This is a genomic window from Micromonospora qiuiae (assembly GCF_016863555.1).
Lineage (GTDB): Bacteria > Actinomycetota > Actinomycetes > Mycobacteriales > Micromonosporaceae > Micromonospora > Micromonospora qiuiae.
The window spans coordinates 140,418-157,811 of sequence record NZ_BOPC01000022.1 but is presented as its reverse complement, the minus strand read 5'-3'; the positions used below and the strand labels follow the sequence as shown (position 1 = coordinate 157,811).

The window sequence follows — 17,394 nt, the reverse complement described above, 5'->3', positions numbered from 1 at the left end:
CGCGAACGGCGACCTGTCGCAGAAGATCACTGTTGACGCGCAGGGCGAGATCCTGGAGCTGAAGAACACCGTCAACACGATGGTGGACCAGCTCTCGTCCTTCGCCGACGAGGTGACCCGGGTGGCCCGCGAGGTCGGCATCGAGGGCAAGCTGGGCGGTCAGGCCCAGGTCAAGGGTGTCTCCGGCACCTGGCGGGACCTCACCGAGAACGTCAACCAGCTCGCCTCCACCCTGACCACCCAGCTGCGCGCGATCGCCCAGGTCTCGACGTCGGTGACCCGGGGCGACCTCACCCAGCGGATCGCGGTGGAGGCGCAGGGCGAGGTCGCCGACCTGAAGGACAACATCAACCAGATGATCGTCACGCTCCGGGAGACCACCCACAAGAACGCCGAGCAGGGCTGGCTCGACTCCAACCTGGCCCGCATCGGCGGTCTGCTCCAGGGCCAGCGCGACCTCGGCGAGGTCTGCCGGATGATCATGATGGAGGTGACGCCACTGGTCGACGCGCAGCTCGGCGCGTTCTTCCTGGCGGACAACTCCGAGGGAGTGATGCGGCTGCGGTTGACCGCGTCGTACGGCTACGTGTCGCGCGGACACGATGTGACCTTCGGGCCGGGCGAGGGGCTGGTCGGGCAGAGCGCGCTCTCCCGGCGCACCATCCGGCTCGGCGCGGCGCCGGACAGCCGGATCACGCTGCGGTCGGGACTGGCCGACACCCCGCCGCAGGACCTGGTCGTGCTGCCGGTTCTCTTCGAGGGCGAAATGCTCGGCGTGATCGAGTTCGCCAGCGTGACCCCCTTCTCCGAGCTGCACCTCGCCTTCCTGGAGCGGCTGGTCGCCACCATCGGCATCGCGGTCAACACCATCCAGGCAAACCGCCGTACCGAGGAACTGCTCTCCCAGTCCCAGCGACTGGCGCACGAGTTGCAGGAGCAGTCGGCGGAGTTGCAGCGCACCAACGCCGAGCTGGAGGACAAGGCCAAGCTGCTGTCCGAGCAGAAGGCGAACATCGAGACCCAGAACCGGGAGATCGAACTGGCCCGGCTCGGCCTGGAGGACAAGGCGCAGCAGCTCACCCGAGCCTCGGCGTACAAGTCCGAGTTCCTGGCGAACATGAGCCACGAGCTGCGTACGCCGCTGAACTCGCTGCTGCTGCTGGCCCGGCTGCTCGCCGAGAACTCGGAGCGCAACCTGACCCCGAAGCAGATCGAGTTCGCCCGCACGATCCACAGCGCCGGCTCCGACCTGCTCTCGCTGATCGACGACATCCTGGACCTGTCCAAGATCGAGGCGGGCCGGATGGATGTGGAGCCGACCGAGGTCCGGTTCACGGAAATCCGCAGCTATGTCGAGCAGGCGTTCGCCCCGCAGGCCGAGGAGAAGGGCCTGGACTTCCAGGTGCGGATCAGCAAGGATCTGCCGCCTGCGGTGGTCACCGACGCCCAGCGCCTTCAGCAGGTCCTGCGCAACCTCCTGTCGAACGCGGTCAAGTTCACCGACAACGGTGCGGTCACGCTGCGCATCTCCCGGGCGCCGGAGCACGCGGTCTTCGACGTACCGGCGCTGACCAACGCCCGGCAGGTGATCGCGTTCACGGTGATCGACACCGGGATCGGCATCTACGACGACAAGCTGTCGCTGATCTTCGAGGCGTTCCAGCAGGCTGACGGCACCACCAGCCGCCGCTACGGCGGCACCGGGCTGGGCCTGTCGATCAGCCGGGATCTGGCCCGGCTGATCGGCGGTACGATCACCGTCAGCTCGGCGCCCGGCCAGGGCTCGACGTTCACTCTCTACCTGCCCGACGTGCTGGCACCGGACGCGGTGGTAGCGCCGGCACCACCCTCGCCGCAGCGGGCCGGTCTGCCCTCGTCGCTGCTGATGCCGCCGGTGGAGCTGATGCCGGAACGGCCGGAGGTGCCGACGACCCGCCAGTTGGACGGGGCCACCGTGCTGATCGTCGATGACGACGTGCGTAACGTCTTCGCCCTGACCAGCGCGCTGGAACTGCACGGCATGACCGTGCTCTACGCGGACAACGGGAACGACGGGGTACGCCTGCTGGCCGAGCACCCCGAGGTGGACATCGTCCTGATGGATGCCATGATGCCGGATCAGGACGGGTACGAGACGACCCGGCAGATCCGGCGCAACCACCGTTTCGCGGAACTGCCCATCGTCTTCCTGACCGCCAAGGCGATGCCCGGTGACCGGGAGTCGGCGATCGCGGCCGGGGCCAGCGACTACATCACCAAGCCGGTAGACCTGGACGAGCTGATCGAGTTGATGGGCTCCTGGATCAGTGGCAGCCGAACCGAGGAGGGCTCGTGACGCAGGTGGCGAAGGCGCTGCTGGTCGATGACCGCCGGGAGAACCTGATGGCACTGGAGGCGATCCTCCAGGGTCTGCCGGTGCAGTCGGTCGCCGTGGAGAGCGGGGAGGCGGCGCTGAAGCAGCTGCTGGTCGACGACTTCGCGGTGATCCTGCTGGACGCCCAGATGCCGGACATGGACGGCTTCGAGACGGCCAGCCACATCAAGCGGCGGGAGCGTACCCGGCACGTACCGATCATCTTTCTGACCGCCGCCGACCGGGACGCCCAACTGGCCCTGCGCGGCTACGCGGTCGGGGCCGTGGATTACCTGACCAAGCCCTTCGATCCCTGGGTGCTGCGTGCCAAGGTGTCCGTCTTCGTCGAGTTGTGGACCAAGACCCGGCAGCTGGCGGTGCAGTCGGAGATGGTGCGGGAACGCGATGCCCAGTGGCGGCTGCTCTCCGACGCGGTCGACGAGGCCACCACCCTCCTCCGCACCAACGAGGACGCCCCCGAACCCGACGCGATCTCCCGCGCTCTAGCCCTCCTGGAACAGGCCCGCTGGGGCCCCACCCCCGACTAGCCCGGTCAGGGGGTGTGGGTGTTGTTGCGGATCATCAGGGCGCTGCGGAGGCCGGTGATGTCCAGGACGCGGAGCAGGAAGTCGCCGACGTTGGTCAGGATCAGCAGGCTCTGCGAGTGACTGGCCTTGCGACTGAGGACCACCAGCGTCCCCAGGCCCTGCGAGTCGCAGAAGGTGACTCCGCCGAGGTCGAGCACGATCCGCGGCGGCGGCTCGGCGAGAATCTCATTGACGATGGTCGACAGCTGGGTGGCCGTGAGCATGTCGATCTCACCGGCGAGGCGTAACACGGCTTCGTCGCCAGCCCGGTGTACGGTGATGGACAGTTCGGCACGATCCACCTGGCCAGCCTATCGCGATCTCGCACGCCCGGCCTGTCGAGGCGAGCGGTCGCTCCATCGGCGTGCCGCAGGTGAGCCGGGTAACCCCGATCAGGGGTACCTGCCGATCCGCGATCAGGCGCTGACACAATGGCCACATCGTGACCGAGGTGTTTTCCGCCGGCTCCGACCGTTACCCGGTCGACGCGCCGGCCTCAGCGGCCCTGTTCGACCGCGCTCGCGCCATCGTGCCGGGCGGGGTGAACTCCCCCGTGCGCGCCTTCCAGGCGGTCGGCGGCACACCACGCTTCATGGTCCGGGGTGAGGGGCCCTGGCTCCACGACGCCGACGGGCGGCGCTACGTCGACCTGGTCTGCTCCTGGGGTCCGCTGATTCTCGGCCACGCCCACCCCGAGGTGGTGGCCGCCGTGCAGGCCGCCGCCGCGAAGGGCACCAGCTTCGGTACGCCGACCCCGGGCGAGGTCGAGCTGGCCGCCGAGATCGTCGAGCGCACCCCGGTCGAGCAGGTCCGGCTGGTCAACTCGGGCACCGAGGCGACCATGTCGGCGATCCGGCTGGCCCGCGGCCACACCGGTCGCTCGAAGATCATCAAGTTCGCCGGCTGCTACCACGGGCACGTCGACGCGCTGCTCGCCTCGGCCGGTTCCGGCGTGGCGACCCTCGGGCTGCCCGACTCTCCCGGCGTCACCGGCGCGGCGGCCGGCGAGACCATCGTGCTGCCGTACAACGACATCGCCGCGGTCGAGGAAGCGTTCGCCGCCGAGGGCCAGCACATCGCCGCCGTGATCACCGAGGCGGCGCCGGGCAACATGGGCGTCGTCGCCCCCCGCGACGGGTTCAACGGCGAGCTGGCCCGGATCGCCCATGCGCACGGCGCCCTGCTCATCGTCGACGAGGTGATGACCGGCTTCCGGGTGTCCCGCTCCGGCTGGCACGGCCTCGACCCGGTCGACGCGGATCTGTGGACGTACGGCAAGGTCATGGGTGGTGGGCTGCCCGCCGCGGCGTTCGGCGGGCGCGCGGAGATCATGTCGCGGCTGGCTCCCGCCGGCCCGGTGTACCAGGCCGGCACCCTCTCCGGTAATCCGCTGGCCTGCGCGGCCGGGCTGACCACCCTGCGGTTGGCCGACGACGCGCTCTACCGCCGGCTGGACGACACCGCCGCCGTCGTGGGCAAGCTCGCCGCCGACGCGCTGGCCGCCGCCGGGGTCCCGCACCGGCTGTCGTACGCGGGCAACATGTTCTCGATCTTCTTCACCGATGCCGACGTGGTCGACTACGACAGCGCCCGGACCCAGCAGGTGCCCGCGTTCAGGGCGTTTTTCCACGCGATGCTCGCCGCCGGGGTGTACCTTCCGCCGAGCGCTTTCGAGTCCTGGTTCGTCTCGGCGGCGATCGACGATGCCGCCCTGGAGCAGATCGCCGCCGCCCTGCCGGCGGCGGCCAATGCGGCGGCAGCGGCAGGTCACGGGGGGTAGCGGTGAGCGCGAGGAGTGAGCCGGTTTTGCGAGCCCCGCAGTCGCGAACGGAGATAAGCCCGGTGAGCGCGAGGAGTGAGCCGGTTTTGCGAGCCCCGCAGTCGCGAACGAAGGGGGCGCAGCCGTGAGTAAGACGGTGGTCCACGTGCTTCGGCACGGCGAGGTGCACAACCCGGACGGCATCCTCTACGGCCGACTGCCCGGGTTCCGCCTCAGCGAGCTGGGTGTCCAGATGGCCAAGGCCGCCGCGCAGGGGCTCGCCGACCGTGAAATCGTGCATGTGGTGGCCAGCCCGCTGGAACGCGCCCAGCAGACCGCCGAACCCGTCGCCGCCCAGTTCGGGCTCCCCGTCGGCGTGGACGAGCGACTGATCGAGAGCGCCAACTGGTTCGAAGGCAAGAAGGTCTCGCCCGGCGACGGCTCCTTCCGCGACCCGCGCAACTGGTGGGTGCTGCGCGACCCGCTCACCCCATCCTGGGGTGAGGCGTACCGCGCGATCGCCGAGCGGATGTTCGCCGCCCTGCACGCCGCCCGGGTCGCCGCCGAGGGACGCGAGGCCGTGCTCGTCTCACACCAGTTGCCGATCTGGACGCTGCGTCGGCACGTCGAGCGCAAGCGGCTCTGGCACGACCCGCGCCGCCGGCAGTGCGGGCTGGCCTCCCTCACCACCTTCCACTTCGACGGCGCCAAGGTCGTCGGCATCGGCTATTCCGAACCCGCCGCGCACCTGGTGGCGATGTCGCCGACCGGGCGGACGGCCAAGGGAGCCTGATGGCTGCCCGGAGGTTGGCCGCCGGCCTGTTCGCCGCCGTGACCGCCACGCTGCTTTTGACCGGCTGCTTCGGCGACGGCGGGAAGCCGGAGTGCGACAACGTCGACGGCATCGTGGAATGCCGCCCGGAGCAGCGCTCGGCCGCCCCCAAAATCGTGGGTGAGCTGCTCAAGGGCGGGTCGTACGACGTGGCGGAGCAGCGTGGTCAGGTCGTCGTGGTCAACTTCTGGGGTTCCTGGTGCGCGCCGTGCCGGGCGGAGGCCGACGACCTGGAGGGCACCTACCAGGCGACCAAGGACTCCGGGGTGACCTTCCTCGGCATCAACGTGCAGGACAGCCGGGACAAGGCGATCGCCTTCGAGGAAGGCCGGGTCAGCTACCCGAGCATCTTCGACCCGGGCAGCCGCCTCGCGCTCGCCATGGACGTCCCGCCGAACACCGTCCCGGCCACCGTCGTCCTCGACCGGGAGGGTCGGATCGCCACCGTGATCCGGGCGGCGGTCCGGCAGGAGGGCCTGCAACCCATCGTCGAGCGGGTCGCCGCAGAGTCGCCCGCCCCGGCCGGCCAGCGCTGATGGGCGAGACGTTCGGCCAGCTCGCCACCTCGGGCCCGCTGTTGCTGGCGGTGGGTGCGGCCGCCCTGGCCGGCCTGGTCAGCTTCCTGTCGCCCTGCGTACTCCCACTGATGCCCGGCTACCTCTCCTACGTGACCGGCCTCGCCGGTGCCGACCTCGAACGCCGAGGTGCAAGGAAGGGCACCTTATTAACGCCTGCGGTAGAGGAAGGGCCCCCTGTTAACACCGCCGGCGGTATGGGTACGGCGGTACGTGAGCACGCCCCGGCCCGCCGGACGGTGAAGGGCCGGGTGCTCGCCGGGACGCTGCTCTTCATCGCCGGCTTCACTGCCGTCTTCACCGCCACCGCCGTCCTGTTCAGCGGCATCGGCCGCGTCTTCTTCGACTACGAGCGGGCGCTGGAGATCGCCATCGGCGGTCTTGTGGTCGTGCTCGGGCTGGGCTACCTCGGGATGCTGCCCGGGTTCCAGCGTGAGTTCCGGATCAACCGGCTGCCCGCGGCCGGCCTGGCTGGCGCTCCGGTGCTGGGCGCGGTGTTCGCGCTGAGCTGGATCCCGTGCACCGGGCCCACCCTGGCCGCCGTGCTCGGCATGGCCACCACCAGCGGGCAGATGGACCGGGCGGTGGTGCTGGCCGTGGCGTACTGCCTCGGGTTGGGGATCCCGTTCATCCTCTTCGGGCTGGGCTTCGAGCGCCTGCTCGGCGTGTTCCGGACGGTACGACGACACAGTCGTTGGGTCACCCGGATCGGCGGCGTGTTGCTGATCATGATCGGCCTGGCGCTGGTCACCGGCGGCTGGACGAACGTGGTGATCTGGCTGCAGACCACCTTCGGCACCGGCGAGGTGAGCATCTGATGACCGCCGTGGACGACCGGCCGAGCGCGCCGGCTGCGGCACCCCGGCGCCGCCCCAACCCGCTGCTGGCCCTGCTGCGCAACTCGTGGCGGCAGCTGACCAGCATGCGTACCGCACTGGTGTTGCTCTTCCTGCTCGCGGTCGCCGCCATCCCCGGCTCGGTGCTGCCGCAGCGCGGCGTCAACCCGGAGGACGTGCGCGACTTCTACACCGCACACCCGGACCTGGCTCCGTGGCTGGACCGGGTCGGCGCGTTCGAGGCGTTCAGCTCGGTCTGGTTCTCCGCGATCTACCTGCTGCTGTTCACCTCGTTGATCGGGTGCATCACGCCCCGGCTGCGCGATCACGTCCGGGCGCTGCGCGCCAGCCCGCCGGCCGTACCAAGACGGCTGGAACGGCTGCCGCAACACGCGGTGCTGCCCGCGCCGGACGGCGGAGCGGCAGCGGTCGCCGAGACGCTGCGGCGCCGACGGTGGCGGGTGGTGGTCCGCGGCGACGAGGTCTCCGCCGAGAAGGGCTACCTCAAGGAGACCGGCAACCTGATCTTCCACACCTCGATGGTGGTGGTGCTGGTCGGTGTGGCGCTCGGCTCCTGGTACGGCTGGCACGGCAACCGGCTGCTCGTCGCCGGCGCGGATCACGTCTTCTGCAACACCGGTCAGCAGTACGCCGAGGCGTCGTTCGGTCCGCGCGTCGGCGACGACCTGCCCGGGTTCTGCATGCGGTTGGACGAATTCGACGCCCGGTTCCTGCCCAGCGGCCAGCCCTCGTCCTACAACGCAAAGGTGACCGTCGACGAGGACGGCGGTTCGCCCCGCCCGGCGGAGTTCTCGGTCAACTCGCCGTTGCGGCTCGACGGCGCGAACGTCTACCTGCTCGGGCACGGGTACGCCCCGGTGATCCGCTACACCGACCGGTTCGGCAACAGCCAGCACAGCGCCGTGCCCTTCCTCAACAGCGGCGACATCGGGCTGACCAGTGAAGGGCTGGCCGCCTTCCCCGACGCCAACGTCAACCCGGACACCGGCGAGCGGGACCCGAATCTCCAGGTGGCCTTCTCCGGCCTCTACCTGCCGACCGCCCCACAGGAACCCCCGTTCACCCGGTCGGAGCACCCGGCCGAGCAGAACCCGCTGCTCGGCCTGGTGGCCTACCGGGGCAACCTGGGCCTGGACGGCGGCATCCCCGGCTCGGTCTACCAGCTCGACCAGCGGCAGCTCCGCAACGGCCGTCTCACCGAGATCGGCACGAAGGAGCTGCGGGTGGGGGAGAGCTGGACGCTGGACGACGGCACCGTGGTCGAGTTCCTGGGCACCGAGCCGTACATCGTCCTGTCCGTGCGCCACGACCCGGGCGCGACGCTGCTGCTGGTCAGCTCCGTCGGACTGGTGCTCGGGTTGATGGGTTCGCTCTTCGTCCGGCGTCGGCGGGTCTTCGCGCGGGTGCTGCCGGCCGGTTCCGGCGACCCCGCCAGTGGGTCTCCGACGGACGGTAGTAGTTTGGTCGAGGTGGCGGGTTTGCCGCGTACCGAACATCCCGGTTTTGCTGACGAGTTCGCCGAGCTGGTGTCCGCGATCGGCGGCCGGCGGGCCGATGCCGCGACCGGGGCCGAGACGCCGGCCGCGACCGGGGCCGGAGCGCCGGCCGGCACCGGAGCCGGGGCGAGCGCCGAGGCGCGAGAAGGAGCCGAGTGATGTCCGCACTCTCCGACCGAGTGATGTCCGCACTCTCCGATCAGGTGGTGTCGATCGCCACCATGGTGTACCTGCTGGCGATGATCAGCCACGCCGTCGAGTACGCCCTCGGCGCCTCGCGGGCCCGGGCCGTCGCGGCACCCGCCCGCGAACTGGTGGGCGCGGCGATCGGCGGCTCGGCGGCCGACGCTTCGGCGGGCACGGCCGGTGGTGCGGTGATCGGCGTGGCCGACGGTGGTGCGGTGGTCGGCCCTTCGACGGGCGCGATCGGCGGCCCGGTGGCGGTCGGAGAGGCGGTGCCGGCGATCGGCGTCGCAGCCGACCCGGCCTGGCGTACGGCGCAACGGGCCGAACTGGCCGGCCGGATCGCGGTCGGGCTGACCGCCCTCGGCGCCGCGCTGCACCTGGTCGCGCTGGTCACCCGCGGTCTCGCGGCGGACCGGATGCCGTGGGGCAACATGTACGAGTTCGTGCTCACGGTCTCGTTCATCGGGGTCGCCGCCTGGCTGGCGGTGCTGGTGAAGGTGCCCTCGCTGCGCCGGCTCGGGCTCTTCCTGACCCTGGTCATGGTGCTGCTGGTGGCCACCGCCGAGCTGGTGCTCTACACGCCGATCGTGCCGCTGGTGCCAGCGCTCAACTCGTACTGGTTCATCGTGCACGTTTCGACCATCGTCTTCGCCTCCGGGCTGTTCCTGCTGGGCGTGGTGCCGGCGGTGGCGTACCTGATGCGGGCCGGCTACGAGCAGGGCAAGCGCAGCTTCCCGTACACCCTGGCCAAGCGGCTGCCGGCGGCGGCCAGCCTGGAGCGGCTGACCTTCGTGCTGCACGCCTTCTCGTTCCCGATCTTCACTTTCGCGGTGATCGCAGGGGCGATCTGGGCCGAGGCGGCCTGGGGGCGGCCGTGGGGCTGGGACCCGAAGGAGACCTGGGCCTTCATCTCCTGGGTGGTGTACGCCGGCTACCTGCACGCCCGCGCCACGCCGAGCGTGCGGCGCAACGTCGCCACCTGGCTGGCCATCCTCGGCTTCCTCACCGTGCTGATGAACCTCTTCGGCGTGAACATCTTCTTCGAGGGCCTGCACTCCTACGGCGGCCTCTGACCGTGATCGGCGGCCCGAGGGCCACCGATGACCTGCGTACGGCCAGCCGCGGCCGTCCCGACGTGATTCTCGTCGACCCTGCGCGCCTCTACTTCGGCGACTGACGGACGGTCGATGCGGGTCGGTGCCGGAGCGTCTCGCTCACCCGGAGGGTGACCTGGTAGGCGACCTCCGGCACGTCGGCCAGTTCGATCCGCTCCGACCGCAGCGCCAGCTGGGCGTGCAGTTCCCGAGCGATGGCGTCCCGCAACTCGACCTGCAACGGCGACAGCCCGTCCGGCTCGCCGACCACGTACGCATCCGACATGGCGCCAGCCTGGCACCGGCACGACCGGGCAGCCAGTTTCGGTGAGTTGTTCCACTGCCACGGCGTGCGTCAGCGACCACATGCATCTCGCCCGCCGAGACCGGTTCAGCGCCGGGGGGTGCGGGGGGCGGCCCAGCCGAGGAAGCGGTCGTGCAGGGCGGCGGGCTTCGGCACGTTCTGCGGGTCGAGGCGGTACAGGTCCTCGACGGCGTCGTACAGCCTCGCGGCGAGGTAGATGGACAGGGTGATGCGGTCGTTCCGGTAGTCGGTCAGCAGGGTGAGCCGGGCGGACGCGCAGGGCCAGGGCGCGGCGCAGGCCCGGCACAGCCAGAGCGGCCGGAGCGGCAGGTGGGACTGCGACGTCATCTGCGTACCTCCGCTGCGGGGTTCCCGGTTGGAGGCGGGGCCGTCCGTCGCCGACGTGCCGGACGGCCCCGCTTCGGTTCCACCCGTCCTTTTGGCGCGGATCCGGGCGGTTCCGATGTGCACAGTCTGGTGAGCAGACGACTACTGTCGGAAGGCATCCGGTCGCCCCGTGCGGTGGGCGCGGGCAACGGTGAAGGCCGTGAGAAACGCGGTCTGTGCTGGTGAGGAGTGGTGTGCATGGATGAGCGGTCGCGGATGCTGATCGAGGAACTGCGGCACATGCGGGCGGCGCGGAAGATGACCCAGGAGGAGTTGGCCCGAGCGATCAACTATTCGCCGTCGACCGTGGCCATGGTGGAGACGGAGGCGCGTAAACCGCCGCCGGGCTTCTGGGAGCGGGCGGACGTCGCGCTCGACACCGGCGGCGCGTTCACCCGGCTGCTGGCCCGGCTCGGGTCGCCACAGTGGATGCGCGACTGGGAGGCCAACGAGCGGCAGGCCACCGTGCTCCGCTCGTTCCAGAACACGGTGGTGCCGGGCCTGTTGCAAACTTCGGCGTACGCCCGCGCGCTGTTCCGCAGCATCGGTCTCTATGACGAGGAGGAGGTGGAGCGGCGGGCCTCGGCGCGACTGGCCCGGCAGGCGGTGCTGACCGGTGAAAATCCACCGCAGCTCGTTGCGGTGCTGGACGAGCACGTGCTGCGCCGCCCGGTCGGCGGCCCGCTGGTGATGTGCGAGCAAGTGCGCCGGCTGGTGAAGCTGGCGGTCGAACAGCCCCGGGTACGGCTGCATGTGGTGCCCGCCTCGGTCGGTGCATATCCGGGTGTCGCCGGGGCCTTCGTGCTGGCTACCCTTCCCGGTGGGGAGGACGTCGCATACCTGGATGATCAGCTCAAGGGTCAGGTGATCGACCACACCGAGGACGTGCTGGCGATCCGGGCCTCCTGGGAGGCGATCCAGGGCGAGGCGTTGCCGCCCCAGCAGTCGATCGAGTTGTTGACGGAGGTGGCGGAGTCATGGCGGAGCTGACCGGTGCCCGGTGGCGTACCAGCACCCGGAGCAGCACCAACGGCGGAGATTGCGTCGAGGTGGCGGACAATCTGCCCGGCCTGGTCGCGGTACGGGACAGCAAGGACCGCGACGGCGGAGTGCTCATCTTCGGCCCGGCGGCCTGGCGCACCTTCGTGGCCTCGACCCGCAGCCACTGACCGGCCGAGCGGAAGATCCTCGCCGTTTCGCCGGAATCGCGGTAACCGGCACCTGATACCGCCACCTTGCCGGAACGGCGTCAGCCGGGATCGGCCGGGGCTGACCGAGGGGTCAGCCGGCGAACCAGCCGGGTACGTCGAGCCGGAACCAGTTGGCGGGGGTGACGGTACGCAGGTCGTCCTCCAGCGCGGCGACTCGCTCCGCGCCGAGGATGGCTACCCAGCGCTGCCGCAACTCGTCGAAGATGACCGCAGACCGATGCAGGCCGTCGAGGCCGTGCGGAGTCAGTCGTACCAGCTTGCGCCGAGCGTCGTGCGGATCGTCGACGCGTTCCAGGTAACCGAGGGCGACCAGCCGGTCCACGGTCTTGCCGGCAGCCTGCTTGGAGACGCCCAGCCGGTGGCCCAGCTCAGAGGCGGTGGTGCCCTCGGCGCCGACGGCTTGGAGCACGAAGCCGTGCAGCGGGCGCAGCTCCGCGTGGCCCTGCCGGGCCAGTTCGGCGTGCAGGTCGTCGATGAGGGTACGGAAGCCGGCCAGCAGCAGCAGGGGCAGCAGGAAGCCGGGCCGCTGCGGGTCAGGCGTCTGCGGGTCAGGCGTCTGTGGGTCAGACGCTCCCGGGTCAGGCGTTGCCAAGTTCGACAACCTGGTTTACGGTTTGGTCAACCACGTTGACCAAGCTACGGCAAGGACCGTGTCATGTCCAAGCACGTCTTCACCGTCCACACCACCGACACCGCGCCAGAGGCCGCCCGGTCCACCATGAACGGCGTACGCCGCGCGCTCGGCCACCTGCCCGGCGCGGTCGGCCTGATGGCCGAGTCACCGGAACTGCTCAACGGCTTCCTGACCGTCAACGGCATCTTCGAGAACTGCGGGCTGAACGCGGTCGAGCGGGAGGTCGTGGTACTGACAGTCGCCGTTCGGAACGAGTGCCACCTCTGCGTCGCCATGCACACCGCCACCCTGACCCGGCACGGCGGCGCACCTGATCTGATCGACGCACTCCGCGCCGACGCGCCCCTGCGCGACGAGCGGCTGGAGGCGCTGCGGCGCTTCACCCACGCAGTGCTCGACCACCGGGGCGCGGTACCCGACAAGGAGCTTTCCGCCTTCTTTGCCGCCGGCTACCAGCCCCGGCACGCCCTGGATGTGGTGCTTGGCGTCGGCACCTACACCATCTCCACCTTCGCCAACCGGCTCACCCGGGCGCCGCTGGACCCGCCCGTGGCCGCGTACGCCTGGGAGCCGGCAGCGTGAGGAATGTTAAAAGGGGGCCCTTCCTCTACCGCAGGCGTTAAAAAGGGGCCCTTCCTTTCCGTCAGGCATTCAGGAAGGGCAGGAGGAGGGCGGTGAGTTCGGCCGGTTGCTCCTCGAAGAGCCAGTGGCCGCTGTCCTTGACGACCTCACCAGTCACCGAGTTGGCGTACCGGCGGACCTGTTCGGCCACCTGGCCGCCGAGGCTCGCCTGTGCGCCGATAGCGAGCACCGGCATGGCCAGCATCGACTTTCGGTACTCGGCGTTGTCCGCGATGTCCTGCGCGAACGCGCGGAAGCACTCGAAGCTCGCCCGCAGGTGAGCCTCGTCGCGCAGGTGCCGGGCGTACTCCTCGATGTCCGCCGCGTCCAGGCTGCCCTTGCGGATCATCAGCGAGTCGGTGAACCGGTCGACCCAGAGCGCCTCGCGGCCGGCGACGAGTTGTTCAGGCAGCCCGTTGGTCAGGTTGAAGAACCCGAAGTTCCACACCGCCGGGCCGGCGGCGGTCAGCGCCGGAAAGGTGTAGATGCTCTCGTCGGGGATCGGCGCCTCGCTGAGCACCAGCCGGCTCACCCGGTCCGGGTGCGCTGCGGTGTACGCGTACGCGACCATGGTCCCGACGTCGTGGCCGACCAGCCGGAGGTCGCGGTCCAGGCCCAGGTTGCTGAGCAGCCCGTGCAGGTCACCGGCGAGGGTCTTCTTGTCGTAGCCGCCGGGCGGGGCGTCGCTGCCGCCGAAGCCCCGCAGGTCCGGGGCGATCACCTCGAACGATCGCCCCAGCTCCGGCAGCACGTGACGCCACATGTACCAGGTCTGCGGATACCCGTGCAGCAGCACCAGCGTGGGCCCGCTGCCGCCCCGGACGTAGTTGACGGCGACGTCGCCGATCTGCGCACGCTGCTCGGTGAACCCCGCCGGAACCCGTCCGTCACCCATCGCCGCCTCCCGCCTCGTCGGGTGGCTCGACTACCCGGCCGGCTCCCGTCCATGCGGACTCCGGCTGCACCTGCAAAGATCGTCACCGTTCCGCCGGAATCGCGGTGACCAAGCGTCCTGGATACCGCCACACCGCCGAAACGGTGCGCATCTCAGCTGCCGATGGCCAGATTGGTTCGTCGCGGTCGCGTGTGCGGGCGGGCGATCTCCGCGGGATCCGGCGGCACGGCTTCGAGAAGCGAAGCGTACGTGCCAGCGGAGGTCAGCCGGCCCGGCCGCGTGTACCGGGAAAAGTTTGTCCGGTCGTGATCACTTTGCGCTCCTGCTCCGATGTCGAGCAGTAAGCATCGCAGAGCATTCCGGCAGGTGGTGTCCGCGGGCGACCCAATTGCCGCTCTCTGCCGGGTGTTAATAGGGGGCCCCTGCTCTACCGGAGGCGTTAATAGGGGGCCCTTCCTTGCATCTCACAGCACCCGGCGTGGGTGGGGTGGTGGGGGGTGGGGGAGACTTGCTGGCATGGCGGCTCGTGGGTTTCCGTACACCGACCTCAAGGACTTCCTGGCGGCGCTGGAGCGCGAGGGCGAACTACGCCGCGTCGGCGTGCCGGTCGACCCGACGCTGGAGATCAGCGAGATCGTCACCAGAACGGTCCGCGCCGGCGGGCCGGCGCTGCTCTTCGAGCAGCCCACCCGAGGCGAGATGCCGGTGGCGATCAACCTTTTCGGCACCGAGAAGCGGACCGCGATGGCGCTCGGTGTCGAGTCGCTGGACGAGATCGGCAACCGGATCGGCGAGATGCTCAAGCCGGAGCTGCCGGTGGGCTTCTCCGGGATGATGGGCGGCCTGGGCAAGGTGATGCAGCTCAAGTCGATGCCGCCGAAGAAGGTCAAGACCGCTCCCTGCCAGCAGGTGGTCTACCGCGGTGACGACGTCGACCTGAACCGGCTGCCCGGCCTCCAGGTCTGGCCGGGCGACGGCGGGATCTTCCACAACTTCGGGCTGACCCACACCAAGCACCCGGAGACCGGCAAGCGGAACCTCGGGTTGTACCGACTCCAGCAGCACAGCCACAACACACTCGGCATGCACTGGCAGATCCACAAGAACTCCACCGCGCATCACGCCGTCGCGGAGCGGCTCGGCCAGCGGCTGCCGGTGGCGGTCGCCATCGGGGCCGACCCGGTGGTCGCGTACGCCTCCACCGCCCCACTTCCCGCCGACATCGACGAATACCTGTTCGCCGGGTTCCTGCGCGGTGAGCGGGTGGAGATGGTCGACTGCCTGACCGTGCCGTTGCAGGTGCCGGCGCACGCCCAGGTGGTGCTGGAGGGCTACATCGAGCCGGGTGAGCGGCTGCCGGAGGGGCCGTTCGGCGACCACACCGGCTTCTACACCCCGGTCGAACCGTTCCCGGTCATGCACGTCGAGGCGATGACCATGCAGCGGAACCCGGTCTACCACTCGATCGTCACCTCGAAGCCGCCGCAGGAGGACCACGGCCTCGGAAAGGCCACCGAACGGATCTTCGCGCCGCTGCTGCGCTTCCTCATCCCGGACATCGTCGACTACGACCTGCCGTCCGCCGGGGTCTTCCACAACTGCGCGATCGTGTCTATTCGTAAGCGGTACCCCAAGCACGCGCAGAAGGTGATGAACGCCATCTGGGGTGCCCACATGATGTCGCTGACCAAGCTGATCGTGATCGTCGACGAGGACTGCGACGTGCACGATTACAACGAGGTCGCCTTCCGCGCCTTCGGCAACGTCGACTATGCCCGCGACCTGCTGCTCACCGAGGGCCCGGTGGACCACCTCGACCACGCCTCGTACCAGCAGTTCTGGGGTGGCAAGGCCGGAATCGACGCCACCCGCAAGCTGCCCGAGGAGGGCTACCACCGGGGTTGGCCCGAGGAGATGACCATGGCCCCCGAGGTGGTCTCGCTGGTCGACAAGCGCTGGAAGGAGTACGGCATCTGATGGCGACCGCCGCCGCCGACAACCCCCGCGATCATGCACTTTCGGTCGCCGATTCGCCGGATCTGTCCAACTCTGTCCCGACGGCAAGTGCAAGATCGCGGGGGCGGGTGGGGGCGTTTCTGAGGCTCGTGGCGATCGAGCACTCGGTGTTCGCGTTGCCGTTCGCTTATCTCTCGGCGTTGACGGCGATGACCGTGCACGGGGGGCGGGTGCGGTGGGTCGACCTGCTCCTGATCACGGTGGCGATGGTGGGGGCGCGGACGTTCGCGATGGCCGCCAACCGGATCCTGGACCGGCGGGTCGACGCGCGGAACCCGCGTACGGCCAATCGGGAACTGGTCACCGGTGCGGTGAGTCTGCGGACGGCCTGGACCGGCGCGGTCGTCGCCCTCGTGGTGTTCCTGGCCGCCGCCGCCCTGCTCAACCCGCTCTGCCTGGTGCTCGCGCCGCTGGCAGTGGTGCCGCTGGTGGTCTACCCGTACGGCAAGCGGTTCACCAACTGGCCGCACGCCATCCTGGGCGTCGCGCAGATGGTCGGCCCGGTTGGCGCCTGGCTGGCGGTGACCGGCACGCTCGCCGGCTCCGGGCCGGCCTGGCTGCTCGGCGCCGCCGTCGGCCTGTGGATCGGCGGCTTCGACCTGATCTACGCCTGTCAGGACGCCGAGGTGGATCGCCAGATCGGCGTGCACAGCGTGCCAGCCCGGTACGGCCTGCGGTTCGCGCTGCACGCCTCCACCGTCGCGCACGTGGTGACCTTCGCGCTGTTCGGCTGGTTCGGCGTGCTGGTCGGCTTCGGCTGGCTCTGGTGGATCGGGTTGGCGCTGACCGCGGTCGCCTTCGGCTACCAGCACCTGGTGGTGACGCCGACCGACCTGAGCCGGGTCAACCGGGCGTTCTTCACCGCCAACGGTTTCGTCGGCATCGCGCTGTTCCTCTTCGCCCTGCTCGACCTGGTCATCCGCCTCGGCCTGCGGGCCTAGCGGCAGGGGCGGCGGAATGCGCGAACCATGGGTGGTCGGTGTGTCCGGGGCGTCCGGCACGCCGTACGCGGCGGCGGTCGTTCGCGGGCTGCTCGACGCCGGTGCGTCGGTGGACCTGATCGTCTCCCGGGCCGCCCGGTTGACCGTGCTGGACGAGACCGGACGGCCGTTCCGTGACGCGCACTGGTCCGAGGACCTGGCCGCCTGGCTCGGCCGTGACCTCGACGGCGCGGACGTGCGGCACTGGCCCGCCGGTGATCTGGCGGCCGGGCCGAGCAGCGGCTCCTACCCGGCGCGCGGCATGGTGGTGGTGCCGGCCAGCACGGCAGCCTGCGCCGGCATCGCGATCGGCCTGTCGAAGGACCTGCTCCAGCGGGCCGCCGAGGTGAACCTCAAGGAACGCCGACGAGTGGTCGTGGTGCCCCGGGAGACGCCGGTGACCCGCAGCCACCTGGAGCACCTGATCACGTTGCACGATGCCGGTGCGGTGGTGATGCCGGCCAGCCCCGGCTTCTACGGCGCTGGAGCCGCCGCCAGCGCGGCCCAACTGGTGGACTTCGTGGCGGGCAAGGTGCTCGACGCACTCGGCGTGCCGCACACCCTGTTTCACCGCTGGACCGGGACGCTGAACGCGGACCGGCCCTGA

19 protein-coding genes are annotated in these 17,394 nt (G+C 70.1%); 14 read left to right on the top strand and 5 right to left on the bottom strand.

Features of this window, described 5'->3' with window-relative positions; genetic code table 11:
• Together Vqi01_RS08745 and Vqi01_RS08740 are read left to right on the top strand one after the other, a co-directional pair.
• Window positions 1-2,335: ATP-binding protein (locus tag Vqi01_RS08745; protein ID WP_204034120.1), on the top strand; the 2,335-nt coding region annotated here is incomplete at its 5' end.
• Window positions 2,332-2,901 (top strand): response regulator, encoded by a 570-nt coding sequence (locus Vqi01_RS08740; protein WP_204034119.1) that lies wholly within the window; start codon window positions 2,332-2,334, stop codon window positions 2,899-2,901. The genes Vqi01_RS08745 and Vqi01_RS08740, both read left to right, overlap by 4 nt.
• 5 nt (window positions 2,902-2,906) lie before the next feature.
• On the opposite strand, the gene Vqi01_RS08735 is transcribed toward Vqi01_RS08740, so the two are convergent.
• Window positions 2,907-3,242, bottom strand: coding sequence for an STAS domain-containing protein (locus Vqi01_RS08735; protein WP_204034118.1), 336 nt, complete (start codon window positions 3,240-3,242; stop codon window positions 2,907-2,909).
• 140 nt (window positions 3,243-3,382) lie between these two features.
• Here Vqi01_RS08735 and hemL point away from each other — a divergent pair, with 140 nt between their 5' ends.
• The 6 genes from hemL to ccsB all read left to right on the top strand — a co-directional run bounded on the left by hemL (window position 3,383) and on the right by ccsB (window position 9,718).
• On the top strand, window positions 3,383-4,720 hold the full coding sequence (hemL, locus tag Vqi01_RS08730; RefSeq protein WP_204034116.1) for a glutamate-1-semialdehyde 2,1-aminomutase: 1,338 nt from the start codon (window positions 3,383-3,385) through the stop codon (window positions 4,718-4,720).
• A 124-nt stretch (window positions 4,721-4,844) separates the two neighbouring features.
• Window positions 4,845-5,492 (top strand): histidine phosphatase family protein, encoded by a 648-nt coding sequence (locus tag Vqi01_RS08725; RefSeq protein ID WP_204034115.1) that lies wholly within the window; start codon window positions 4,845-4,847, stop codon window positions 5,490-5,492.
• The gene (locus tag Vqi01_RS08720; RefSeq protein ID WP_204034114.1) at window positions 5,492-6,067 is read left to right on the top strand and encodes a TlpA family protein disulfide reductase; all 576 of its coding nucleotides are present in this window, start codon (window positions 5,492-5,494) and stop codon (window positions 6,065-6,067) included. Before Vqi01_RS08725 ends, Vqi01_RS08720 begins: the two co-directional genes overlap by 1 nt.
• Entirely contained in the window at window positions 6,067-6,924 is an 858-nt protein-coding gene (locus Vqi01_RS08715) for a cytochrome c biogenesis CcdA family protein (protein ID WP_204034113.1), read from the top strand. Before Vqi01_RS08720 ends, Vqi01_RS08715 begins: the two co-directional genes overlap by 1 nt.
• On the top strand, window positions 6,924-8,618 hold the full coding sequence (locus Vqi01_RS08710) for a cytochrome c biogenesis protein ResB (RefSeq protein WP_204034112.1): 1,695 nt from the start codon (window positions 6,924-6,926) through the stop codon (window positions 8,616-8,618). The genes Vqi01_RS08715 and Vqi01_RS08710 overlap by 1 nt, the downstream gene beginning before the upstream one ends.
• A 23-nt stretch (window positions 8,619-8,641) precedes the next feature.
• Window positions 8,642-9,718, top strand: coding sequence for a c-type cytochrome biogenesis protein CcsB (gene ccsB, locus Vqi01_RS08705; protein WP_204034139.1), 1,077 nt, complete (start codon window positions 8,642-8,644; stop codon window positions 9,716-9,718).
• 88 nt (window positions 9,719-9,806) lie between these two features.
• On the opposite strand, the gene Vqi01_RS08700 is transcribed toward ccsB, so the two are convergent.
• Window positions 9,807-10,025, bottom strand: a complete 219-nt coding sequence (locus tag Vqi01_RS08700; RefSeq protein ID WP_204034111.1) for a hypothetical protein — start codon at window positions 10,023-10,025, stop codon at window positions 9,807-9,809.
• A gap of 105 nt (window positions 10,026-10,130) precedes the next feature.
• Window positions 10,131-10,391, bottom strand: coding sequence for a hypothetical protein (locus Vqi01_RS08695; RefSeq protein WP_204034110.1), 261 nt, complete (start codon window positions 10,389-10,391; stop codon window positions 10,131-10,133).
• Window positions 10,392-10,628: 237 nt separating this feature from the next.
• Here Vqi01_RS08695 and Vqi01_RS08690 point away from each other — a divergent pair, with 237 nt between their 5' ends.
• Window positions 10,629-11,420, top strand: a complete 792-nt coding sequence (locus Vqi01_RS08690) for a helix-turn-helix domain-containing protein (RefSeq protein ID WP_239098257.1) — start codon at window positions 10,629-10,631, stop codon at window positions 11,418-11,420.
• A complete protein-coding gene (locus Vqi01_RS08685) occupies window positions 11,408-11,599 on the top strand; it encodes a DUF397 domain-containing protein (protein WP_204034109.1) in 192 nt (63 codons plus the stop codon). The genes Vqi01_RS08690 and Vqi01_RS08685 overlap by 13 nt, the downstream gene beginning before the upstream one ends.
• Before the next feature lie 112 nt (window positions 11,600-11,711).
• On the opposite strand, the gene Vqi01_RS08680 is transcribed toward Vqi01_RS08685, so the two are convergent.
• Window positions 11,712-12,233 carry a MarR family winged helix-turn-helix transcriptional regulator gene (locus tag Vqi01_RS08680; RefSeq protein WP_204034108.1) on the bottom strand — a complete coding sequence of 174 codons (522 nt, stop codon included), beginning with the start codon at window positions 12,231-12,233 and terminating at the stop codon, window positions 11,712-11,714.
• A 63-nt stretch (window positions 12,234-12,296) separates the two neighbouring features.
• Between Vqi01_RS08680 and Vqi01_RS08675 the strand changes: the two genes are divergently transcribed.
• Window positions 12,297-12,857, top strand: coding sequence for a carboxymuconolactone decarboxylase family protein (locus Vqi01_RS08675; RefSeq protein ID WP_204034107.1), 561 nt, complete (start codon window positions 12,297-12,299; stop codon window positions 12,855-12,857).
• A 61-nt stretch (window positions 12,858-12,918) separates the two neighbouring features.
• Here Vqi01_RS08675 and Vqi01_RS08670 read toward each other — a convergent pair whose 3' ends face one another.
• The gene (locus tag Vqi01_RS08670) at window positions 12,919-13,791 is read right to left on the bottom strand and encodes an alpha/beta fold hydrolase (RefSeq protein WP_204034106.1); all 873 of its coding nucleotides are present in this window, start codon (window positions 13,789-13,791) and stop codon (window positions 12,919-12,921) included.
• Between the two features lie 516 nt (window positions 13,792-14,307).
• Between Vqi01_RS08670 and Vqi01_RS08665 the strand changes: the two genes are divergently transcribed.
• From Vqi01_RS08665 to Vqi01_RS08655, 3 genes are read left to right on the top strand one after another with little or no spacing between them, the layout of a single operon-like run.
• Complete coding sequence (locus tag Vqi01_RS08665; RefSeq protein ID WP_204034105.1) at window positions 14,308-15,768, top strand: menaquinone biosynthesis decarboxylase; 1,461 nt, start codon at window positions 14,308-14,310, stop codon at window positions 15,766-15,768.
• Window positions 15,768-16,748 carry a menaquinone biosynthesis prenyltransferase MqnP gene (mqnP, locus tag Vqi01_RS08660; protein WP_204034103.1) on the top strand — a complete coding sequence of 327 codons (981 nt, stop codon included), beginning with the start codon at window positions 15,768-15,770 and terminating at the stop codon, window positions 16,746-16,748. Before Vqi01_RS08665 ends, mqnP begins: the two co-directional genes overlap by 1 nt.
• A gap of 16 nt (window positions 16,749-16,764) precedes the next feature.
• Window positions 16,765-17,394, top strand: coding sequence for a UbiX family flavin prenyltransferase (locus Vqi01_RS08655; RefSeq protein ID WP_204034102.1), 630 nt, complete (start codon window positions 16,765-16,767; stop codon window positions 17,392-17,394).